Origin of the sequence: Exiguobacterium sibiricum 7-3, assembly GCF_000620865.1 — a bacterium.
GTDB lineage: Bacteria > Bacillota > Bacilli > Exiguobacteriales > Exiguobacteriaceae > Exiguobacterium_A > Exiguobacterium_A sibiricum_A.
Map to the genome: position 1 here is coordinate 491,465 of NZ_KK211190.1, position 22,031 is coordinate 513,495.

Sequence of the window (22,031 nt, forward strand, 5' to 3'; positions counted from 1 at the left end):
TCATGAAACGGACATTCGATTTCACTGTCAGTCTACTCGCCATCATCGTCCTGTTGCCGGTCTACGTCTTCGTCGCCTTATTCATCTATACGAAGCTCGGACGACCACTCTTCTTTAATCAAGTCCGTCCGGGGTATAAAGGTGAACTGTTCAAGATTTATAAGTTCCGGACGATGTCGAACGAAACCGATGCGGACGGCAAGCTATTACCGGACGCCGACCGGATTCCAAAATCGGTCGAATGGATCCGGCGCTTGAGTCTCGATGAAATTCCGCAGTTCTTTAACATTCTGCGGGGACAGATGAGTTTCGTCGGACCACGTCCACTGCTCGTCAGCTATTTGAATCATTACTCAAAAGAACAGATGACACGGCACGACGTCCTGCCAGGCTTGACCGGATGGGCGCAAATCCATGGACGGAACGCGACGACCTGGCAGGAACGGTTGGAACAGGATCAGTGGTATGCAGCAAACCATACGTTCCGACTCGACTTATATATTCTTTGGAAGACCGTCAGGATTGTTATTTCTTCAGAAGGGAATTCGACGGATCATCAAACGGGGATGGGGGAGTTCAAGGGACTCGATGGGGGTGTCCATCATGATGTCGCTAAGCAATGAACGATTGATTCACGATCCCCGGGAATGGGATGCTCTCATCGTCCGGTATGGACTCGATTGTTATTATGAATACGCTTACTTCGAACTCGCGGCAGAACCGGAGGCGGTACCGGAGATGTACATTCATCCTTCGGAGTTCGGCATCCTGATTTATCCGTACTTGAAGCGCAAAATAACCGGAACATCTTTTCAAGACCTGACGACTCCGTATGGATATGGCGGACCGGTCTTCGTCGGACGCTGGTCCAGTGATCAAGTCGAGGACATCCGCCGCCACTTTCTCGATTATTGTCATGCAGAACGGATTGTCAGCGAAACGATTCGGTTTCATCCCCTTCTTGAAAATGATGAGCTTGGACGGATCTGGTGTGAAACGACGAAAGTTTTGCAACCGACGGTGACGGTCGATTTGACTGATCCGCTTGAGACGATTGAAAGTCGCTTCTCTTCGATGACGCGTCGTAATATCAAAAAAGCGATTCGGGAAGACGTCACGGTAAGGGTAGCCGGACAAGACGAGTATGACAGTTTCATCCGGCTCTACCGGTTGACGATGGACAAACACCAGGCAGATGCCCGTTATTACTTCACCGATCACTACTTTCGCCAGTTTCAGGATGGGCAGCTCCCGGCCGAGTTATTAGTCGCTGAGCGGGACGGGATCATCATCGCCGGCTGTATCGTCTTGTACGGTCAACAGTTTGCGCACTATCATCTCGGTGCATCTGATCCGGCGGAACTAGGTGCCCGTCCGAATCATCTTCTGTTCGCTGAAATGATTCGTCGTGCCAAGGCACTCGGAAAAACAGCCCTTCATCTCGGGGGCGGGACGACGCGGAACGAGGACGACAGCCTGCTCGCCTACAAACGTTCCTTCAGCCATCGCCAGACATCGTTTACGCTCGGAACATCGGTGCTCCATCCTTTACTGTACCGCCAGTTATCCGAACAGCACCTCGCACACAACGTCCCGTCGTCGCAGGACTGGTTTCCGGCATACCGGACACCTGTCCGTCAACTGTCACCAAGGGGGGAGCAGTCATCATGAAACACATCCCGTTATCGATCCCGCATCTCAGTGGTCAGGAAATACGTTATGTTACGGAAGCTTTGGAAACGAACTGGGTCGCGCCGCTCGGACCAAACGTCGAAGCATTCGAGGCGGCAATGAAAGCATATAGCGGTGCAGCAGCAACACTTGCAACGAGCAGCGGGACCGCAGCCATTCATTTAGCCTTGGCGACGCTCGGCGTCACGGCAGGGGACGATGTCTTTTGCCAGTCCTTGACTTTTATCGCCTCGACGAACCCGATCCGCTATGTCGGCGCCCGACCGGTCCTGATCGATTCCGAACCTGAGACGTGGAACATGTCACCGGTCGCCTTGCGCCGGGCGATGATTCAAGCTGCGACACGGGGACGATTGCCGAAAGCCGTCATCGTCGTCCATCTGTACGGGGTCGTCGCGAAAATCGAGGAAATCGCCGCCATCTGTGAGGAGTATGATGTGCCGTTGATCGAGGATGCGGCAGAATCGCTCGGATCAACCGTCAACGCTCGGATGACAGGCACGTTCGGTACGTTTGGCATCTATTCGTTTAACGGCAACAAAATCATCACGACGTCGGGTGGCGGCATGTTGGTCTCGAATGACATCAGCTTGATTGAACGGGCCTTTTACCTTGCGACACAAGCGCGTCAGCCCGTCTTACATTATGAGCATACGGAAGTCGGCTTTAATTACCGGATGAGTAATGTCTCCGCCGGCATCGGGCGCGGACAGCTGGAAGTCATCGAAGACCGGGTCGAGGCACGGCGGACAATCTTTAATCGATACGTCCGGGCATTCGAGACGGTCGATGCTTCGCATTATCAACAGGAAATCGAAGGAAGCCGCGCAAACCGCTGGCTGACGGCACTGACGTTACCGGGTGGCATGGAACAACGGGACATGTTGATTCAACAGTTGCAGCAAAAAAACATCGAGGCGCGTCCGGCCTGGAAACCGATGCATCTGCAACCCGTCTACCGGGATGTACCTTATGTCACGGCGAATGAAGAAGATGTCAGCCGTCGTCTGTTCGAGGAAGGGATTTGTTTACCGTCCGCTTCGCAAATGAGCTTTACGGATCAGGCACTCGTCATTCGTTTTGTTCGCCAAGGACTCGTTGAAGATGTTCGACGAAATGTTCAGTTATGAATGTGTGGGAGGGAGACATCGTGATGAGCGATTTGGAGGAAGCGATTGAAGCACTCCGTCTCGCTGCGAACGGGAAAAATGAACTGACGGCAAATACCTACTTTCGCTGGCAACTGAATACCCAGTATCCAAGCGTCGCGGAAATCCTGATTTTATTCGGATCATGGCAAATCGCTCTCGAACGGGCCGGTATCGGTCATGTCCGGGTAGCCTTCACCAAGTCGGATATCATCGAGGCCTTACGAGCTGCGAAGGAGGAACTGGAACCCTTCACGAGTGCGACGTATCGTGAATGGGCTCAGCAACATCAGGCGCCGAGCTTGACCGATATCGTCCATCAATTCAACTCGTGGCAGCAGGCATTATCGGAAGCGGAAATCTTAAAAGAACGGGTGCAGGAGATGGAGCGCCGGATTATCGAATCGTTACTTGAAGCACAAGAGACGTTATCCGTCTTGACGAGCCAGACCTACACGAAATGGGCAGTCGGAAAAAACCGGCCGACGGTGGCCACGATTGCAAGACGGTACGGATCGTGGAGCAATGCCCTGGAAATCATCGGGATTGAACAACCGCGTAAACGTTGGACGGAAGAGGAAGTGTTACGTATTTTACGGGAAGCGGCAGCTGAAATGGATGGCTTGACGATTGCACATTATCAACGATTCAGTGCAGGACGGGATACGCCGAGTATTGGTGTCATTACTGCCTTATTCGGCAGTTGGAGCAATGCGGTGATGATTGTCTCCGACCAGCAATCGTAAATCGACTTGATCCGAAGGAGAAGGGGAAATCATGATGAAAAAATGGACGTGGCTGATCGTAACAATGGTTGGTATCGGGTTGCTCGTTTTTTTCGGATCAGGTGGGTACATCCAGCAGGCAGATCATCAGACGAGTAAGCAGGCGGAAGTTCCGGATCAGACACATGTCGAGGCGACGACGCCGTCTCAACCGGAAAAAGCCTCGAAGAGCAAACCGGCTAATCAACAAAAGGCGTTGTCGTTCTTATTGCTTGGGGTCGATCAACGTGGGAGTGAGGCCGGACGGAGTGATACGATCATCGTCGTGACGGTCAATCCGACAACCGGCGAAAGCAAGATGCTCAGCATCCCGCGGGATTTAAAGACGGAAATCATCGGCGTCGGTTCCAACGATAAAATCAATCATGCCTATGCCTTCGGAGGTCCGGAAATGGCACGGGATACGGTCGAGCATCTACTCGATCTGCGAATCGATTACTTTGCTGAAATCAATCTCAAAGGGTTCACCGATCTAGTCGATGCCGTTGACGGAGTGACGGTTGAAAATGATATTAATTTTTCCTACTATGAGATGCAGTTCCCGAAAGGTCCAGTTTCACTGAACGGGAAGGAAGCTCTCGCCTATGCCCGGATGCGTCACGATGATCCGCGGGGTGACTTTGGACGGCAGATTCGGCAACGGCAAGTCGTTCAGGCCGTCGCGGATAAACTGACGGCTGATTTTTCCTTGACGCGTTTTAATGATGTCTTGACGGCACTCGGTAAAAATGTCAAAACGGATATTCCGTTCCCTGTCGTCCGGAAGCTTGCGACCGATTACCGGGACAGTCTGAAACAGGTCGAGACGTTGTCGCTTGAAGGAAGCGGCGGCATCGAATCGGATCACATCTATTACTGGCATCCGACAGCCGCTTCTCTGAAACAGGTCCAGACTGAGTTACAAAAGGAACTGAAGTGATATTTTAGCTACTGAAAAGAAGCTGACTCAAAAAGGAATCACTCTTTCTTTCACGCACTTTCCTCAGGCGAGACACAAGCCAGTTTTCCTGCCTCATTCAGGCAGGAAAGCGGGTCTTGTTTGTCTCTGGCAGCGCAAAAATGCGCTTTTTCCTGTAGGAGTTGCGTGTAGCGAGTGATTCTTTTTTTACGAGATAAGGGCGGCAGATTAAAATCCGCCGCCCTTTTTTCATATTCATGCCCGACGTTGAAGCCAGGATGGATTGTTATCTTTAGTTTTTCGAACGGACAATCGTGCGGATGGGCAGGAACTTAACAGCCGCATAGATGAAATACAAGACCGTCATGATGGCGGCTGCACTCCAGATAAGCTGGTAGTTGGCACCGGTCGTCCCGAACCGGAGTCCGACGAGGGCCGGAACAATCAACGTCAGCCAACTGAGCACGATGGCGACACGTGCCGTCAAAGCATCAAGACTTATATTTAATCCCATCCCGAGGAAAAACAATCCCCAAAGGATGACCCAGAATAACCAGGTCGCACCACCGATGATATCACCGGTGCTGAAGTTGACTCCCGCATAAAACAGCGCGGAGATGGCGACGAACAGGGAGAACCAACCGACGCCGCTACCATCAAGACCGAATAAAAAGGTGATGCCGACATACAGGTACGTAAACGCAAATAAATAGATGCTCGCATAGCCGAACGTCAATGCCGGATCTCCGGCTGCCCCGATGACGAGCCAAGTCGCGATGAACGTCTGAAGTAACCCGGTTAACAGACTGAAGACACCCGCACTCTTCAAGTCGACTTTACCAAACAGCGACAGACTATTTAAAAAGAGGGCGACGCCTCCGAATAACAAACTTACATTTCCCACGTGAATTCCTCCATTAAGACGTCAGACGTCTGATTGTTATATCCACCATATGATGAATTCGCTTCCATTGCAAGTGAAATTTTTAAGGTGAAATCAACAAAAAAAGACTCTTGATTCCACTTTCCGAAGAAAGCGAATCCGAGAGTCTGTTCTTAACGATTGAGGACGGAGCGTAACGTCGTTTCCGTTTGTGGAAGGGTCCCTTTTAACGTGACCAGACCGTAACGTGTTGAACCTTTTTTGATGAAGAAGACCCGTGTATAAGCAGATTCCGGAGTGTAACCGGTTTTGCTTGCATAGACACGTGTGTCGCCCGGAAGTGATGTATTCGTGTGATACCACGTCAACGTCCGCGCATAAGGTCCTTTGACGGCCGTCTGATAGGACTTGCGTCCACTGACTGTCATCAAATAACTGTACTTGGCGTATGTGTTAGCAAGCTTCTGCATATCCGCCGCGGTCGTATAGTGGCTTGGGTGATAGAAGCCGTGCGGATTCATGAAATGACTGGACGACATGCCGATGCGGCTCGCACGGCTGTTCATGAGGGAGACGAAATTTCCTTCCGAGCCGGCTGTCCGGACTGCGATTGCTTTCGCGGCATCATTGCCGGAGCGGATCAACATACCGTTTAACAGTTGGCGCATCGTGACTTTATCACCTGAACGGAAACCGGCGGTGCTGCTGCCGGAAGGGACAGATAACATCGAATATGTCAGTGTAAACGTCTGATCGAGTGTTCCTTTTTGTGCAGCAGCGTCGTAGGCGACGACTGCCGTCAATAACTTCGTCGTACTGGCCGGATAACGGCGGGCAAAACTTTCTTTCGTCAGTTCATAACCGGATGAACCGAGTTTGAAGTAACGCATCGAGGCGACCGGATAACTGCCGCCCGTTGGAGCCGGGGAACTCGTCGTCAGTTTTTTGGCGACTTGATTCGAGACATAATAGTAGTTCGTTTTCCCTTTGACCTTGTACCAGCCATTCGAATAGGAAACAGCGTTGAACTTTGATTTGTATGTAGCATGCCGTTTGATATTTTTAGAGGAGGCTGTACTTGGTGACGTGCGGACGTTTGCGCCTGCCGTCGAGTAAACGATGATCTTATATGTCTTGACGGAACTTGACCCGACTTTTTTCGCGACCTGATTCGACAGATAACGGTAGGCGCCTCCATCTTTAATTTTGTACCAACCGTTCGAATAAGACACAGCGGTAAACGTAGCTTTATACGGGGCACGACGGGTAATGGTTGCAGATGAGCTCGTACTTGGCTTCGACCGGATGTTCGCCCCAATCGTCGACGTGACGATGACTTGGTAGCTCGCTGCTTGAGCAGGTAAGGCCGGGAGACATAAGGTAAGAAGCAGGACGAGTGTCAAACCAATCCTGAATAATGATTTCATAAAAAAACTCATTCCCTCCTTTTGCAAAATATGTTCTTATCATAAAACAAAAAAAGGAAATTATCTTCTTTTTCAAAAAAATACTTTCACTACACGAACGGCATGAAACCGGCTAACATAGGGAATGAGAGCAAAAGACGTGTTCAAGGAGGAAATCAGATGAAGATTGCAATAATTGGTTTAGGGGATATCGCCCAAAAGGCGTATTTACCAGTCTATGCGGAGCGGACAGACTTAGAAGTCTATCTCGTTTCGACGGATCAAGAAAAAGCAGAACGCTTGCGGAATGCCTATCGCTTTGCTGGAACATTATCTTCACTGGAAGACGTGATTAAAGAGGGGATTCAAGTCGCGATGATCCATTCGGCGACGAAAGTCCATGCTGAACAAGCGAAACAGCTTCTTGCAGCCGGCGTCCATCTCTACATTGATAAACCGGTCTCGCTCGAAGTCGAGGAAGTTCGGGCCTTAACAGAACAGGCGGAAGAACAAGGTCTGCATTTCATCACGGGCTTCAATCGCCGTTTCGCGTCAGCACATCGGACTTTACTTGAAGTCGAAGAACCGAACCTGATCGTCATGCAAAAAAACCGGACGTCCTTTATCGAAGATGCGAAGACCTTCATCTTTGATGATTTCGTCCACGTCGCGGATACCCTTCGTTTCCTGACGGGGCGAGGCGAAATCGAACAGTTGCAGGTCCGCGGCAAAAAAGTCGACGGATTGTTGCATCACGTGACGATTCAATTCGAATCGAACGGCATCACTGCGATCGGCATCATGAACCGAAACAACGGCGTGACGGAAGAACGCGTCGAAGTGATGGGTCCGAACGAAAAACGGATTGCGACAGATGTGACGTCGGTGGAACGACTGACAAAAGCCGGCACATTACGTCTTCCGCTCGATAACTGGGAGCCGACACTAAAACGCCGCGGATTCGTCGAGATGGTCGATGCTTTCATCGAGACTGTCCATGGAAATCCTTCGGCGTCCGTCACGGGGAAAGACAGCCTGGCGACGCATGAGTTGTGCGCAGAAATCGTTAAACGATTAGACACGTTGTAAATCTTTGATACATCCAAAAAAACGACCGTTTTCTCTTCAATGATTGAGAGGGAACGGTCGTTTTTTCGGACATTAATCAGCTTTTTTTAATTGATAGATTCGTTTGCCACCCGGACCTTCGAAGGTTAAGGTCAGACCCGCACGGCTGAAAACATAACTGACGAGCCCTTCGGAGAAAGAGAGGCGGGCCGATAAATCCGGTTCGAAGCGGACGGTCTCCGTATCACTCCGGAGCGCATCGGTCGTTCCGAACTGCTGATACTGAACCGTCGCCATCAACGTCTGCGGTTTACCGAATGACACCTTGAGTTGACCTGTGGCCGGGAAGGGTTTTTCCTCCTGACCATCATCGAGAATACTGCGCTCGATTTGGTAAGTACCCGTTGCTTGTGTTAAGCGGTCCATCATCGCTTCGGCACTGAGCTGAATCGACTTGGCACGCAAGCGAACCGGATTATCTTGTGTCAATGGTAACTGTTCAATCATTCGGGCAGTAATAATGGTGTCATCAAAACGATAACTCGCAAATTGTGTTTCCAGGCGAACCATCAACCGAGCTGCATCATCCATCGGGTCCTGACGGATTGATTGGTCGACGGCTTTCGTGTATTGTCCCAAATCCAGTTCGTCCTGGATACGTGACGGTTCCTGGGCACATCCCATCAGCAGACTACATAAAAGAAGCAGGGAAACCATTCTCATGCGTGCACCTCCGTCCGGATGATGTGCGTGATTTGCAGGTGATCCGTATGTAACCGAACGTTGTAGCGGACATCATACGTGACGAGCTGTTGATCGGCAGGGAGCTGATAGGTTTCGACCGTCCTCACCTGATAGGAATCTCCTTTTGAGACGAACCGCTTAAAATCAACCGTTTGGAGACGCGGCGGAATCGGACTGTCGGAAGCCGCATGAATCGTCCCTAACGCATCGACTTCTGATTGGAAGGCATCTAAGGTCGCAAACTGGATGGCAGAGAAAGTTTCCAGTGTATCTGTCGCTTTTGAATAATTAGCCGTTTCCGGAACCGTTTGTGTATATTGACGGACAAACTTCAAGATATCGTAAGAGGCCGGAGGGTTTTCCGACGAATAGGTTTGATTATAGGCGGATGTTTCATCGGACCAATCCGACAGGGGTAAGGCCTGGACCGGCGCAACCAGTGTCGTATGGGTCGAGTCGGTTTGTGTCAAGGCATACCACGTTCCGATGGCTCCAATGGTAATCACGAAAACGATAATGAAAGATAAGACATAACGGCTCGAATTTACGGGTTTGACAGGTAGTTCCTCATCGAATTGCCGTTTTTTGAGGACAGGATGTTTGCAGTAGGAACATGCTGTCGCTTCAGTTTCTAATGGTGTTCCGCAAAGTGAACAACGTTCCATGAATCATCCCTCCTGAGTAAAATGACATACTATTTTTTGTGGCAGATAATATTTTTGAAATTCTAATTTAGAATAACATTAATTGGAAATCAAATCAAAACGTGATTGGCTGGATCCAGTGGTTGTTCGGCTGAACAGAAAAAAAGATCCTCTCCACGGGTGTGGAAAGAATCCTTGTTCATGTGAAATAAACACGTTTTTAGACGGAATAACTGCCGTCTGGTTGCTCGGTTAACTCGAGTGTGTCTTTCGCAAAATAGCTGTCGACGACACGTGAAGCCGCCAAGCCATCTTCCATCGCACAATAGGCTTCCCGGAAGGCGTCGAGTCGTGACTGGTAGTCGTTCGTCAATTGCGGAATGTTGGCCAAGGCCTCAATAAAGGCATCTTCAGTCTCGAGAATCGGTCCCGGTAAGTCCTTGTAGTAGTCAAGATAGAAACCGCGTAATGTATCGCGGTATAAATCAAGATCGTAGGCATAAAAGAACATCGGGCGGTTCATGTTCGCAAAATCAAAGAAAACAGACGAATAGTCGGTAATCAATAAATCCGTGATCAAGTAGAGTTCCTGAATATCCGGATAACTCGTGACATCGATGAAACGTTCCCGGTGTTCAGCAGGAATCCGCGGTTTCTTCGTCACAAGGACATGTGTCCGGATCAAGAAGACATATTCATCACCGAGCGCTTCCGCGACACGGTCGAAATCAAACGGATAGTCAAAGAAGAACTTTCCGTTGCCGAGCGACTGATGATCGCGGAAAGTCGGCGCATACAAAATAACTTTCTTATCATCCGACAATTGGAGCTTCGTCCGGATCGACTCGATGGTTTTCGGTTGATTGTTCGAGAAGAACAAGTCATTGCGCGGATAACCGGATTCGAAAATCGGTCCTTCGTATCGGAAGGCACTTTTGAAAATCGTCGAGGCATAAGCACTCGGAGACAACAGGACGCTCCACTGCTTGATCGAGTTCGTGACCCGGTCGATGTACCCTTCGTCCCGTCCATGAATCTCGTCCAGGTCGAACAGCATCTTCTTGAGCGGTGTCCCGTGCCAGGTCTGAATGTAGGTCGTCTCTTTCCGGCGTGTGAAGTAATGCGGGAAGTTTTGGTTGTTGACCCAGAACTTCGCCGTCGCCAAGTAATAGAAGTACGCCGGTGACAGACGTTTGATGACTTTGGCGTTCGGATCCCCGAGATAGAGGCGCTTATGGTAAACCCAGACGACCTTATAATCGAGATTACGTCGTTTTAATTCTTCATAGATATAGCGCGGACTGTCAGAATACTGTTTGCCGAGTCCACTTTCAAACACAACGAGTTTCGGGTCGACCGGTAACCGTTGCATTAAACGATAGGCCAGTTTCATTGATGGGAAGTAGAACCGGCTCCGACGATAGAGACGGAAAAGAATATTGGCGGCTTCCGCCGTCTGGATTTGTTCGATCCAATTCCGTTCCTTCTTAAAATCGATGATTGTTTGAAGAATTTTTTCCGAATACGAGGACTCGACCGGTTGCAAAAAGGCAGCGGCACGGGTTTGATATTCCGGCGCCATCGCGAACGACCGAGCAGCCGTCGCGTCGAGATCATTAAACAACTCATCGAGTGTCGATGAGATCGGTCCCGGTAGTTCCTGTGCCAGATCCAGATAAGAACCCTTTGGTCCGATGAAGCGGACCGGGTCAAACTGGAAGTAGTGAACCGGACGATTCAAGAAACTGAAGTCGAACGCGACACTTGAATAATCGGTCACAAGGAGCAGACTTTCCTTCATCAATCCCTGTACGTCCCGTTCACCCTGATGGATGACCGTGATCGGTAAGTCCTCGAAGTGACTCGTATATTGTTGCATGTTCGGATGCAGACAAAAAACGATTTCGAGCTGGTGTTCGGCCGCAAATTGGTGTAAGCGTTCACTCGTCAGCAACGTTTGATACTGGCGGTAATATTCCGATTCAAAGAATTGGAGCGGCGTCTGTAACCAAGAACGCCACGTCGGGATGATCAACATTTGTCGTTTGACTTCGACGTCTTTGGCAAGCAAAGCATCGAAGCGGGACAGACCGGTAATCCGGACTTCCCGTTCCGGATACCCCATGTCCTGAGTTACAAGACGTTTTTCCCGTTCTGAACTGACGAGGAACAAATCTGTATCGAACGCCGGTGCGAACTTGCCGTACTGGTCGTCCATGTTTTTCGTTCCGAGGACACCGTGCTGGATAAAGACGCGATCAGCCTTCATCTTCCGTTTGAACGCTTCCGAGCGAAGCGGATAAAGGTATTCAGCATGGTGCGTCCCGATGACTTTTTTCGCCATGAGTGAATGATAAATATGTTCCTTTGATTTAAACGGCAACGCATGTCCCAACTGTTCAACCTGAGGATATTCGTTGGACTCAGGATCAATCACGTAATAGACAGGACGGTCGGGATACGTCTCGCGCATGTATTTAAAGAAATGATAACCGTTGTCTTGTGCTTTATAAGGACGTTCGCCGACGAGCCATGTATTCTTTTCGGCAAACAGGCGATAGAGCGGAGCAAACTTCATCATATGATTCAAATAGGCATAGTTGTCATTCGTGAATTCCGTCATTTCAAATGACAGATTCCGATGTCCGACCGTAAAGTACGGGATGATATGCATTGTCGTCGCGTCTCCTTGACCCCGTGTTTCGGGTGTCAATTGACGGGTGATGTAACGTGCCCGACCAAGACGAAGCAACGTCGGGACAGAACGATGGTAATAGTCAAGAGCGACGAAAGCATCATAAATGCCTTCTTGTAAGGCTTTGTGTTCACGGTGCAGACGTGTCCAATCGATGACTGTCCGGTACGTATACCGGTAGAGACCGAATTTTTCGGCACTCCGGGCATTGTCGTATACCCAGTCAATCGGGACCGGAATTTGCTCACCCGTCTCGCGGTGTACGAGTTGTAACGTTCCTTTTCGGATAAAAGCATGCCGGGTAAAGATTTTCCCTTTGATTTCCGTTTGATCGGCGATTGGAGAATCAATCGCATCAATTTGCATCTTCGGTTTAACCTTTGGTTCCTTATTTAACAAGAGGCGAAGATTGCCTTTTAAATCCGTGTACAGATGGGCAACATGTTGGAAGTCCGCATCAAGCAGTGGTTTTAAAGGCACGGCAATCCGGGTTTCCGAGAACCGTCCGAGAATGATTTCCCGCGTGAAACGATCCGCTGTCAGTGTAGCGCGACTCGGTAATCCGTTTGTTTCCCATTTTTCGAGCGTCTCGGGTTTGAAATCAGCAACGTTTTTTGAGAATTTGAGCCAAAGCGAGAAGCGTCCGGAAGGGAGTTCTGTTTCCTCTTCAGTCGTATCGTCAGCAGCATCTGTCTCTAAGTTCACCAGCATGTCGTCAGCGATCTCCGGAAGTGGCGGCTGTTCTTGTTCGGTCAGTTCCTGATTTTCAAGGACACGATCGACGAGGGCAGGAAGTATGTCGTGCGTCAACGAAAAGGAAAACTGATGTCCTCCTGAACTGTGCGTATTAGGTAATGTAATGACCTCGTTCAAAAGACGGTCGCGAACGAGTAAGGCTTCGACCGTCACTGTAGTATCAGAAAGCTCTCCTGAAAAGGTCTGTTCCTGGAATGTCGAATCCAGTTGCATGAATTGTTTGAACTTAGGGCGTGATGAACTGTTTTTTTTCGGTGTTGGCAAAATCGTTTTTCCGAATCGTGCCATCCGTAATAATGTCTTTGAAAGACTCACGGGATAGAACCTCCTCATAAAAAATCGTCTGTTTTCAACGGGAAAACAAACAAAACGTGTCGTGTGCATGACAATTATCATATCATATTTTACTTTTTTTAGATGGTCAAAAAAAAGACAAGTCACAGGAGGCAATCAAGATGCATCATTTTATCGGTATCGACAGCTTCAAAGGCTGCATCAGCTCGTCGGATGCAGCACGTGCTATCAAGACTGGAATCTTACATGCCGATCCTGACGCGACAATCGATTGGAGTCCTGTCGCGGACGGAGGCGAAGGTACGATTGACGTGTTATCCGCCAACGGATTTGAAAAAATCATTACTCCGACAATCGATTTCGCCGGTCGTCCAATCGAAGTGCCCTATGCTCAAAAAGACCGGATTGCGGTGGTCGAAGTGGCGATGATTTGCGGACTGCACTTGAAACGTCCGGAGGATGATGCGTTTTCGTTACATACACGGGGTGTCGGGCGTCTCGTCCGACACGTGTTGGCGACTGATGCATCTGATATCTTTCTTGCCCTGGGCGGTACGGCGACGACCGATGGCGGACTTGGTTTTTTGGCGGAACTGGGGGCTGACTTGTTGACGCAAACAGGCAGACCGATTTCGTGGCAAACGAATCCGTTGATGGAAACAAAGCAACTTCGTCTGCCGAAAACAGGCATGTCCTTATATGTCTTAGCAGATGTCACGGCTTCATATGCCGGTGAACAAGGAGCTGCGTGTGTCTTTGGACCTCAAAAAGGATTGAACGCATCCGACATCAATTTACTCGATGGCCGGTTAACAGAGATTGGACGCCGGCTTCAAATCGAACACATCAAAGGGGCGGGGGCTGCCGGAGGACTTGGTGGAGCGGCATACGCGCTCGGTGCTTCGATCGAATCGGGAGCATCGTTCATCCTAAGGATGATTCATGCGAAGGAACGAATCGAACGGGCAGATTATGTCTGGACGGGGGAAGGGCGGGTGGACCGACAAACCGCGATGGGAAAGCTTCCTTCACAAGTCAGTGCATTAGCTGATCGTGCGGGTATTCCTTGTATCTTACTGGCAGGAGAAGTCACGGAACGGCTGGAACAGGCGTGGATCTGCGAAGCGATTCATGATCCGGATGAAGTGAAGACACTCGATCCGTTCGTCACGAAACAGCGGCTGGCGCGACGGGCAGAGCAAATCGTCCGACGTTTAAACCCGAAATGACTTTTCTAATTTAGGGAAATGGTTGACTGGAAAAGGAATGAAGCGACAGCGCTTAGGGTAAAAGAAACTATATTACTCTATCAATTGGAAGGCAGGTCACCATCATGATCAATCAGTCGATTCAACTGTCATTTCGACAAGTCCGGGCACTCGTCGAACATACATTATTGTTATTCAAGGAGCTCGATCAACAACTCGCCAATCGGGGTTACGAACCGATTTTACCGGACGTCGTCCAAACGGAACACGGTATCAGCATTCATCAGACGAAAGACAGCGCGGAGTCGCTTGTTCCGCATTTTTTGACTCGGTCTTACACACGTCAAAATGAGAAAGTCTCGAATCATGCGCTGATTGTTTCCGTTCAATACACACATCCGCTCCACGAACGATTTGATCCAGTCGTCCTGGTCGGAGACGTCATGTTCAAAAACCCGAAACAGACGACAAAACTGTTGCTCGATAAACCATGGTTGCTAAAGTATGCCGCCTTCGAATCCACGGCTGCCGGATCATTTGAACCGACCGGAAAACGTTTCCGGACCCAGCCGATCGAAGAAATCGAATCGCTCGATGTATGGGGGCATCCGTTTACAGACATGCGGGATGTCGAGGATGTGAAAGTGTTGGCGGAAGAAATGATCAAAGGGCATTTGGATCCGGGGACACCGTGAGTTGTTTTGTATCAGCAAAAAGAAATAGAAAGAAAACAGGGGGACGGATGTTAAATCCGCTCCCCCGTTTGTCTGATGGAAAGATGTGCTTCGTACGAAGCGATGTTAAACCGGAACGACAATCCGTTCAATGGCTGCGACAAGATCCGTCGGATTAGTTTTCGGTGCGAATCGTGTGACTTCCCCGTCACGCGTCACTAAAAATTTCGTGAAGTTCCATTCGACGTCCTGCTCGCCCGTCGTGTTCGGGGCAAGTGCTTTCAATTCTGCGAACAAAGGATGTGTACCTTCCCCGTTGACTTCGATTTTTGAGAAGACAGGGAACGTCACGCCGTAGTTCATTTGGCAAAAGCTCTGGATTTCTTCGTCCGTTCCCGGATCTTGTCCGGCAAACTGATTACACGGGAAACCGAGGACGACGAGTCCTTGTTTCCGGTAGTCCTGATGAAGTTGTTCCAGTCCTTCAAACTGTGGTGTCAAACCGCATTTACTCGCTGTGTTGACGATCAGCCAAGCCTGTCCCGGATAATCTTTTAATGTTGCTTCCGTACCATCGATCCGTTGAAATGTCTGCTCCTGTAACATGTTTAAATTCCCCCTTATGGTCTTAATCCCAGTGTAGCAAATGCCTCCGGCTTTCGCCTGAAAAACGGTTGTCGTCAGATGACAATCCCTTCACAATCCGGTGTCAGCCGCTCTGAATCGTGCCGATATTTGATAAAATATAAAAGACTTTGGAAGGAAAGGAGAGATGCCACATGAGAAAGATGTTGAAACAATCGCGTTTTGTCATGATCGCGACGCTTTGTCTCGTCTTGGTCGCAAGCTGTATTACATTGCTGACCCTCGGATTCGAACGCGATATTGTGATTCTTGTTTCTGGAGTGGTCGCCCTGTGGGTGACGATGCTAGCTCCTTTGACGGTCCAGGCCAAACTGAATGAGCAATCATAACCGATGTTGATTCAAAAAAACCGCAGTCCGATTTCCTGCTGAAGGATGTTTTCCATTCAGATGAAGGAATCGGTTCCTGCGGTTTTTTTTCTTCTATAGCATACATGTTAAAAACACTATTTTTATAAAATAAGTCATCAAAAAGTCTGATTATATTTTTTTTAGAAATTCTATTTACAAGCTTGAATAATCGGAGTAATATCCATCTCATCAACGAACACTAACATGTTAATGCTTCGATCTCAAAGTACGCCGAATTCATGATTGAAGCGGGGGACCCAACCGTCACGATACGTGACACGGGGTGAATCTTCTCGAAATGAGAAGTAGGGCGAAATCCTAGGTATGCCCGAATCCGACAGCTAACCCCGCAGGCGTTTTTAGGAGGGAACGACTCTTATTCAGTGATGCCAATTTTTTAAGGCGATGCTGGGGCCGTTACTGCCTTGCATCGTCTTTTTGTCGTGTTTAATTGTAAAAATATTGAATAATATGGAGGTAATTTCAAAATGGGGGATCTTTGGAGTGTTTTGTTATTTGTTTTCTTTTTCGGAACGTCATTTTTGATGATTGGTCTGATTGAACGGATTCAATGGCGGGCAGGTGACCGGAAATGACATGGTTTTTACTCGCTGCCGGTTGCCTTGTCTTTTTGTATCTGAGTTATTGTTTGATTTATCCAGAAAAATTCTAATCGCATAGGAGAAACAAATCATGTGGACTCAATTTTTAATCCAGTTTTGGATATTGCTCATCATTGCACTCGGAGCAGCCGTCTTGCTCGGCCGTTACATCGGAACCTATTTTGCACCTGTCGAAGACCGGAAAATGGATTCGTTCGGTAAAATTGAACGGCGATTTTTACTTGTACTTGGTGTGGATGAACGAAAACAAGACCAGTCGTGGGTCGGTTATGCGAAAAGTCTGTTACTCGTCAACTTGTTATTTTTTGTCGGAGGGTATCTGTTGCTGCGTTTTCAGGGAAGTTTGCCTCTGAATCCGAACGGTGCCGCTAATCTTGACTGGTCGACCGCACTGCATACGACAATCAGCTTCATGACCAATACCGATCAACAGCACTATTCAGGTGAAGCGTTATCGTATCTGTCGCAGACATTTGTCCTCGGAACGATGCTGTTCGTCGCACCGACGATGGCGTTCACCGTTTGTATGGCAGTCATTCGCGGACTTGCCAACAAACGGCTCGGAAATTTTTATGCCGACTTTGTCCGTTTCATCGTCCGGATCCTGTTACCGGTTTCGTTTGTGTTTGGATTGTTGATGATTCTGTTTGGTGTGCCGCAGACGTTCGGTGGTGCCGTCAACGTCACGACGCTCGAAGGCGCGAAGCAGTTGATTTACCGCGGACCGGTCGCTGCCTTTGAAGTCATTAAACAGCTCGGGAACAACGGCGGTGGTTTCTTCGGAGCCAACGGAGCGCATCCGTTTGAAAACCCGAACCAATACGTCAACTTCATCCAGATGTTTTTGATGCTGTTGATTCCGATGTCACTTCCGGTGGCTTATGGAAAAATCATCGGTTCAGCGAAGCAGGGCCGTCTGTTCCTCGGTGTGATGACGATCCTGTTTGTCATGATGACGTTCGGAATGGCCGGCAGTTTGTTTGCGAATCCGACCGCACACGGTCAGGAACTCCGGTTCGGTCAAGTCGGAACCGCCTTGTACAGTTCCATTACGACAGCCGCTGAAACCGGTGCCGTCAATGCGATGCATGACTCGCTTCATCCGCTTGCCGGACTGATTCAGCTCGGAAACATGATGCTGAATGTCGTCTACGGTGGAACGGGTGCCGGTTTCCTGAACGTACTGCTGTACGCGTTCGTTGCCGTCTTCCTGACGGGACTGTTGATCGGCCGGACACCGACCTTCCTCGGCAAGAAGCTGGAGACGTTTGAGGTCAAACTAATGGCAATCACGTTACTGGTCCCGCCGTTTCTGATTCTGGTCGGAACAGCGATTTCGATGTACGTTGCACCAGGTGTCGGGGCAATTTCCAATCCCGGGTACCATGGCCTGTCACAAGTCTTGTATGAGTTCACCTCAGCGACGGCTAACAACGGCTCCGGTTTTGAGGGACTCGGCGATGCGAACGTCTACTGGAATGTTTCGACTTCGTTTGCCCTATTCTTCGGTCGTTACATTCCTTTGATCCTGATGCTTGCGATTGCCGGATCACTGAAAGCAAAACCGGCTGTTCCGCAAGATGAATTTTCGTTTAAAACAGATACCCCACTTTTCGGTACAGTTTTCCTCGGTACGGTCGTACTCGTCGGTGCACTCACATTCTTGCCGGTGCTCGTACTTGGACCTATCGCGGATTGGCTGACGATGTGAACAGGAGATAATGAAATATGATGGAACCAATCAAACATCAATCCGTTGAGCAGGAACCGAACGTTCCGGAAAAAGCGTCAACATCAGCCGTCAATCCGTCGATTGCGAAACAAGCGACACTTGATGCCTTGAAAAAACTAAATCCGGCACATATGGTCAAACAACCGATCATGTTCGTCGTCTGGATCGGTTGCCTGCTGGCAATCGGTTATACGATTTTCATCGATGAGATGCGCGGCTTTAACTTAGCCGTCAACATCATTCTGTTCCTGACCGTCTTATTCGCGAATTTCGCTGAATCGATTGCGGAAGGACGCGGGAAAGCGCAGGCAGATTCATTGAAAGCCTCGAAAGCTGATGTCATGGCACGCAAACGAGTCGGTCAAATGATCGAGAACGTGTCCTCGGCAACACTGCGTAAAGGCGACATCGTTTTCGTCCGGACCGGTGAATATGTACCGGGGGACGGGGAAATCATCAAAGGTCTGGCATCGATTGATGAATCCGCGATTACCGGAGAATCGGCACCGGTCATCAAAGAAGCAGGGGGCGACTTTTCGTCTGTCATCGGCGGCACGTTAGTCGTCAGTGATGAAATCGAAGTCCGGATCACAAGCAATCCCGGCGAGTCGTTCCTCGATCAGATGATTGCGCTCGTCGAAGGGGCAAGCCGGCAAAAAACACCAAACGAGTTGGCGCTGTCGACCTTGCTGACGAGCTTGACACTAATCTTTTTACTCGTTGTCATGACACTGCCTGTCTTTACGAATTATTTAGGATTCAGCTTGTCGGGTCCGATCTTGATTGCACTGCTCGTCTGTTTGATTCCGACGACAATCGGCGGATTGTTATCGGCAATCGGAATTGCCGGGATGGACCGAGTGACCCGTTTTAACGTCATTGCGATGAGTGGAAAGGCGGTCGAAGCGGCAGGAGACATCCAAACGATCATTCTCGATAAGACCGGTACGATTACGTTCGGGAACCGGATGGCGTCCGATATTCTACCGGTCGGTGACGCGACGACGGAAGCCGTCTTTGCCGGCGCAACGCTTTCGTCACTTGCCGATGAGACACCGGAAGGACGTTCGGTCCTAGAACTTGCTGAACTACGAAACATGCCGATTGAACAAAAACAGTTGGACGGGGCGGAAATCATTCCGTTTCGGGCGGAAACGCGGATGTCGGGACTTGATTTAGCAGACGGTCGCCGCGTTCGGAAAGGGGCCGGTCAAGCGATTCAACAGTGGGTTGCAGATCAAGGAGGAGACATTCCTAGCAATCTGCAGGAAACGGTCGAGCAGATTTCCCGTCTCGGCGGCACTCCGCTCGTCGTTGCCATCGATTCGACGATCTTAGGTGTCATTTACTTGAAAGATACGGTCAAACCAGGCATGCGGGAACGTTTTGACCGCCTGCGGGAGATGGGTATTAAAACCGTCATGTGTACCGGTGACAATCCATTGACGGCAGCGACGATCGCCCGGGAAGCCGGAGTCGATGACTTCGTCGCCGAATGTACACCGGAAGATAAAATCCGGGTCATCAAACGCGAGCAGGACGCCGGACACTTGGTCGCGATGACGGGGGACGGAACGAACGATGCGCCGGCGCTCGCCCAAGCCGACGTCGGTCTTGCGATGAACAGCGGGACACAGGCAGCAAAAGAAGCAGCCAACATGATTGATCTCGATTCCAATCCGACGAAGATCATCGAAGTCGTCGAAATCGGGAAACAGTTGCTGATGACACGCGGCGCGTTGACGACGTTCTCGATTGCCAATGATGTCGCGAAATACTTTGCGATCATTCCGGCAATCTTCATGGTGGCGATTCCTCAGATGGAACTGCTGAACATCATGCGACTCGATTCCCCGACGACGGCCATCCTGTCGGCACTGATCTTTAACGCGATCATCATCCCGATGCTAATTCCGCTGGCGATGAAAGGTGTCTCGTATAAACCGATGACGGCAGATCAACTGCTCGGCCGGAATTTACTCATCTATGGTCTTGGCGGCGTCATCGTCCCGTTCATCGGCATTAAAATCATTGATGTCTTGCTTGCAAGCATCCTATAAGGAGAACAGAATCATGAAACAGGCCATTCGTGTGACGGTTTTCGTCACAGCGTTGTGCGGGATTGTTTTTCCCGCTTTGCTGACCTTATTCGGTCAGTTACTTGTCCCGGACAAAGCAGCCGGTTCACTGGTGCAGGAAAACGGAAAATTCATCGGATCGGAATTGATCGCACAACCCTTTACGTCCAAACAGTACTTCCATGGACGTCCGTCAGCAGTCGATCAATTAGCGGGATCATCTGCTGGGGATAACCTGGCAGCATCGAACCCGGAGCTTGGCAAGAAGATGGCGGAATTCGAGAAACAGAACCAAGTGGACGGCGCTTCGCTTCCGGACGATGCCCGCGTGACATCCGGTTCTGGCTTCGATCCGCACATCTCGCTCGACTATGCACGGGCACAGGTGAAACGTATTGCAACCGAACGAAATCTGTCGCCTGATACGGTTCGACGATTGATTGACAAGGAAGCAGGGAATAATCAATACGTGAACGTTCTGATGTTGAATCTGAAGCTTGATCGGAGTCAATCATGACACGCGGGAAGCTGAAGCTGTACATCGGCTCGGCTCCCGGTGTCGGAAAGACGTATAAGATGCTCGCGGATGCACATGCGTTAGTCGGGGAAGGAAAGGACGTCGTCATCGGTTTGATTGAGACACACGGCCGACGCGATACGGCAGAGATGATTGGACGGCTCGAGCAGGTTCCGTTACTCGAAGTGCACTATAAAGAGAAGGTTTTTCTTGAGGTGAACGTCGAAGCGATCGTTGCCCGGAAGCCGGATATCGTTTTGATTGATGAACTGGCGCACACGAATGCTCCCGGATCAGTTCGAAAAAAACGGTATCAGGATGTCTCCGTCCTGCTTGAAGCGGGAATCAATGTCTATTCGGCCGTCAACATCCAACATTTCGAAAGCTTATTGTTTAAGGTGAAAGAAATGACGGGGGTAGAAGTACGTGAACGGATTCCGGATCCCTTCCTCGGTGAGGCGGACGAGATTTTACTGGTCGACGTGACACCGCAAACCTTGCGCGAGCGATTGGAACATGGAAAAATCTATAAAAAAGAGAAAATCGAACAGAGCTTGAATTCTTTTTTCTCCTTACAAAATTTAGCGAGCTTACGGGAGTTATCGCTCCGGCAAGTCGCAGATGAAGTCGACGATCAAGTGTATCAAGCCCGTCTGCTGATTGAAAAAGATCCGACATTACTACAGGAACGAATTTTGGTTTGCGTCCAGTTGAATGAAAATGCGCGAAAGTTGATTTATCGTGGATTTCGGATGGCGAGCCGGATGAAAGCGGATCTCTATATCTTGACGATTCTACCCAAACCGGAAAATCAGCTAGCGGCATCTCAAAAAGAAATACTGGCGATGTTACGCGAAAGTGGTGCCTTGTTTGACGCAGAAGTCTTAATTCGGATTCAAGGGGAACGTTCGATTGCGGAAACCATCACGGCGGCCGCAAAACATCACCGCATCACACAAATCGTGCTCGGTCAATCCGCACGGACCCGTTGGCAGGAGATCCGGCGCGGCTCGATCGTTACTCAAATCATGCGTCAAAACCGGGGCATTGATTTGCAAATCGTCTCGGATGACCAAGTCTGACAGGGTGTCTCTTCCGCGTAAATGCAGGAGACGTCTTCCGTCAGATGGCGACGATTAAAGCACACAAAAAATCCAGACAACGAATCATTTGATTCAATGTCTGGATTTT

Annotated in this window: 19 protein-coding genes and 1 riboswitch; of the genes, 13 read left to right on the forward strand and 6 right to left on the reverse strand. The window is 49.7% G+C overall.

What is annotated here, in order from left to right; all coding sequences use genetic code 11:
* Positions 1-2: 2 nt before the first annotated feature.
* Genes P402_RS0103490 through P402_RS0103510 form a run of 5 tightly spaced genes read left to right on the forward strand, consistent with a single transcriptional unit; the run spans position 3 to position 4,544 of the window.
* A complete protein-coding gene (locus P402_RS0103490; RefSeq protein WP_026827435.1) occupies positions 3-623 on the forward strand; it encodes a sugar transferase in 621 nt (206 codons plus the stop codon).
* Entirely contained in the window at positions 604-1,671 is a 1,068-nt protein-coding gene (locus P402_RS0103495) for a lipid II:glycine glycyltransferase FemX (RefSeq protein WP_026827436.1), read from the forward strand. Before P402_RS0103490 ends, P402_RS0103495 begins: the two co-directional genes overlap by 20 nt.
* Positions 1,668-2,822 carry an aminotransferase class I/II-fold pyridoxal phosphate-dependent enzyme gene (locus P402_RS0103500; protein ID WP_026827437.1) on the forward strand — a complete coding sequence of 385 codons (1,155 nt, stop codon included), beginning with the start codon at positions 1,668-1,670 and terminating at the stop codon, positions 2,820-2,822. The genes P402_RS0103495 and P402_RS0103500 overlap by 4 nt, the downstream gene beginning before the upstream one ends.
* A 23-nt stretch (positions 2,823-2,845) precedes the next feature.
* The gene (locus P402_RS0103505) at positions 2,846-3,586 is read left to right on the forward strand and encodes a hypothetical protein (protein ID WP_034769678.1); all 741 of its coding nucleotides are present in this window, start codon (positions 2,846-2,848) and stop codon (positions 3,584-3,586) included.
* Between the two features lie 34 nt (positions 3,587-3,620).
* Positions 3,621-4,544: an LCP family glycopolymer transferase gene (locus tag P402_RS0103510; RefSeq protein WP_026827439.1), complete on the forward strand. Its 924-nt coding sequence runs from the start codon at positions 3,621-3,623 to the stop codon at positions 4,542-4,544.
* A gap of 271 nt (positions 4,545-4,815) precedes the next feature.
* Here the strand turns inward: P402_RS0103510 and P402_RS0103515 are convergent, their stop codons facing one another.
* Positions 4,816-5,427 carry an AmiS/UreI family transporter gene (locus P402_RS0103515; protein WP_026827440.1) on the reverse strand — a complete coding sequence of 204 codons (612 nt, stop codon included), beginning with the start codon at positions 5,425-5,427 and terminating at the stop codon, positions 4,816-4,818.
* 152 nt (positions 5,428-5,579) lie between these two features.
* A complete protein-coding gene (locus P402_RS0103520) occupies positions 5,580-6,833 on the reverse strand; it encodes an SH3 domain-containing protein (RefSeq protein ID WP_235188815.1) in 1,254 nt (417 codons plus the stop codon).
* 159 nt (positions 6,834-6,992) lie between these two features.
* On the opposite strand from P402_RS0103520, the gene P402_RS0103525 reads away from it, so the two are divergent.
* A complete protein-coding gene (locus tag P402_RS0103525; RefSeq protein WP_026827442.1) occupies positions 6,993-7,901 on the forward strand; it encodes a Gfo/Idh/MocA family protein in 909 nt (302 codons plus the stop codon).
* Between the two features lie 72 nt (positions 7,902-7,973).
* Here the strand turns inward: P402_RS0103525 and P402_RS0103530 are convergent, their stop codons facing one another.
* From P402_RS0103530 to P402_RS0103540, 3 genes are all read right to left on the reverse strand, one after another.
* Entirely contained in the window at positions 7,974-8,603 is a 630-nt protein-coding gene (locus P402_RS0103530; RefSeq protein ID WP_026827443.1) for a hypothetical protein, read from the reverse strand.
* Positions 8,600-9,289, reverse strand: a complete 690-nt coding sequence (locus tag P402_RS0103535) for a zinc ribbon domain-containing protein (RefSeq protein WP_026827444.1) — start codon at positions 9,287-9,289, stop codon at positions 8,600-8,602. The genes P402_RS0103530 and P402_RS0103535 overlap by 4 nt, the downstream gene beginning before the upstream one ends.
* A 199-nt stretch (positions 9,290-9,488) precedes the next feature.
* Complete coding sequence (locus P402_RS0103540) at positions 9,489-13,034, reverse strand: CDP-glycerol glycerophosphotransferase family protein (protein WP_026827445.1); 3,546 nt, start codon at positions 13,032-13,034, stop codon at positions 9,489-9,491.
* Between the two features lie 140 nt (positions 13,035-13,174).
* Here P402_RS0103540 and P402_RS0103545 point away from each other — a divergent pair, with 140 nt between their 5' ends.
* Positions 13,175-14,242, forward strand: a complete 1,068-nt coding sequence (locus P402_RS0103545; protein ID WP_026827446.1) for a glycerate kinase family protein — start codon at positions 13,175-13,177, stop codon at positions 14,240-14,242.
* Between the two features lie 104 nt (positions 14,243-14,346).
* Positions 14,347-14,916 (forward strand): hypothetical protein, encoded by a 570-nt coding sequence (locus P402_RS0103550; RefSeq protein ID WP_026827447.1) that lies wholly within the window; start codon positions 14,347-14,349, stop codon positions 14,914-14,916.
* Positions 14,917-15,021: 105 nt separating this feature from the next.
* Here P402_RS0103550 and P402_RS0103555 read toward each other — a convergent pair whose 3' ends face one another.
* Positions 15,022-15,501 (reverse strand): glutathione peroxidase, encoded by a 480-nt coding sequence (locus tag P402_RS0103555; RefSeq protein ID WP_026827448.1) that lies wholly within the window; start codon positions 15,499-15,501, stop codon positions 15,022-15,024.
* Positions 15,502-15,674: 173 nt separating this feature from the next.
* On the opposite strand from P402_RS0103555, the gene P402_RS0103560 reads away from it, so the two are divergent.
* The 5 genes from P402_RS0103560 to P402_RS0103585 all read left to right on the forward strand — a co-directional run bounded on the left by P402_RS0103560 (position 15,675) and on the right by P402_RS0103585 (position 21,922).
* Positions 15,675-15,869, forward strand: coding sequence for a hypothetical protein (locus P402_RS0103560; protein ID WP_026827449.1), 195 nt, complete (start codon positions 15,675-15,677; stop codon positions 15,867-15,869).
* Between the two features lie 240 nt (positions 15,870-16,109).
* A riboswitch (cyclic di-AMP (ydaO/yuaA leader) is annotated at positions 16,110-16,261 on the forward strand.
* A 322-nt stretch (positions 16,262-16,583) separates the two neighbouring features.
* Positions 16,584-18,224 (forward strand): potassium-transporting ATPase subunit KdpA, encoded by a 1,641-nt coding sequence (kdpA, locus tag P402_RS0103570; RefSeq protein WP_026827450.1) that lies wholly within the window; start codon positions 16,584-16,586, stop codon positions 18,222-18,224.
* 17 nt (positions 18,225-18,241) lie between these two features.
* Positions 18,242-20,305: a potassium-transporting ATPase subunit KdpB gene (gene kdpB / locus P402_RS0103575; protein ID WP_026827451.1), complete on the forward strand. Its 2,064-nt coding sequence runs from the start codon at positions 18,242-18,244 to the stop codon at positions 20,303-20,305.
* A 13-nt stretch (positions 20,306-20,318) separates the two neighbouring features.
* Positions 20,319-20,840 (forward strand): potassium-transporting ATPase subunit C, encoded by a 522-nt coding sequence (locus P402_RS0103580; RefSeq protein ID WP_026827452.1) that lies wholly within the window; start codon positions 20,319-20,321, stop codon positions 20,838-20,840.
* Entirely contained in the window at positions 20,837-21,922 is a 1,086-nt protein-coding gene (locus P402_RS0103585; protein ID WP_026827453.1) for a universal stress protein, read from the forward strand. Before P402_RS0103580 ends, P402_RS0103585 begins: the two co-directional genes overlap by 4 nt.
* Positions 21,923-22,031 lie beyond the last annotated feature (109 nt).

What these genes read in the sequence shown, in the direction of transcription:
- P402_RS0103535 (WP_026827444.1), bottom strand. Translation starts at nt 9,289, where the DNA reads ATGGAACGTTGTTCACTTTGCGGAACACCATTAGAAACTGAAGCGACA.
- P402_RS0103580 (WP_026827452.1), top strand. Translation starts at nt 20,319, where the DNA reads ATGAAACAGGCCATTCGTGTGACGGTTTTCGTCACAGCGTTGTGCGGG.
- P402_RS0103555 (WP_026827448.1), bottom strand. Translation starts at nt 15,501, where the DNA reads ATGTTACAGGAGCAGACATTTCAACGGATCGATGGTACGGAAGCAACA.
- P402_RS0103490 (WP_026827435.1), top strand. Translation starts at nt 3, where the DNA reads ATGAAACGGACATTCGATTTCACTGTCAGTCTACTCGCCATCATCGTC.
- P402_RS0103495 (WP_026827436.1), top strand. Translation starts at nt 604, where the DNA reads ATGATGTCGCTAAGCAATGAACGATTGATTCACGATCCCCGGGAATGG.
- P402_RS0103585 (WP_026827453.1), top strand. Translation starts at nt 20,837, where the DNA reads ATGACACGCGGGAAGCTGAAGCTGTACATCGGCTCGGCTCCCGGTGTC.
- P402_RS0103545 (WP_026827446.1), top strand. Translation starts at nt 13,175, where the DNA reads ATGCATCATTTTATCGGTATCGACAGCTTCAAAGGCTGCATCAGCTCG.
- P402_RS0103505 (WP_034769678.1), top strand. Translation starts at nt 2,846, where the DNA reads ATGAGCGATTTGGAGGAAGCGATTGAAGCACTCCGTCTCGCTGCGAAC.
- kdpB (WP_026827451.1), top strand. Translation starts at nt 18,242, where the DNA reads ATGATGGAACCAATCAAACATCAATCCGTTGAGCAGGAACCGAACGTT.
- kdpA (WP_026827450.1), top strand. Translation starts at nt 16,584, where the DNA reads ATGTGGACTCAATTTTTAATCCAGTTTTGGATATTGCTCATCATTGCA.
- P402_RS0103510 (WP_026827439.1), top strand. Translation starts at nt 3,621, where the DNA reads ATGAAAAAATGGACGTGGCTGATCGTAACAATGGTTGGTATCGGGTTG.
- P402_RS0103550 (WP_026827447.1), top strand. Translation starts at nt 14,347, where the DNA reads ATGATCAATCAGTCGATTCAACTGTCATTTCGACAAGTCCGGGCACTC.
- P402_RS0103525 (WP_026827442.1), top strand. Translation starts at nt 6,993, where the DNA reads ATGAAGATTGCAATAATTGGTTTAGGGGATATCGCCCAAAAGGCGTAT.
- P402_RS0103500 (WP_026827437.1), top strand. Translation starts at nt 1,668, where the DNA reads ATGAAACACATCCCGTTATCGATCCCGCATCTCAGTGGTCAGGAAATA.
- P402_RS0103520 (WP_235188815.1), bottom strand. Translation starts at nt 6,833, where the DNA reads ATGAAATCATTATTCAGGATTGGTTTGACACTCGTCCTGCTTCTTACC.
- P402_RS0103560 (WP_026827449.1), top strand. Translation starts at nt 15,675, where the DNA reads ATGAGAAAGATGTTGAAACAATCGCGTTTTGTCATGATCGCGACGCTT.
- P402_RS0103530 (WP_026827443.1), bottom strand. Translation starts at nt 8,603, where the DNA reads ATGAGAATGGTTTCCCTGCTTCTTTTATGTAGTCTGCTGATGGGATGT.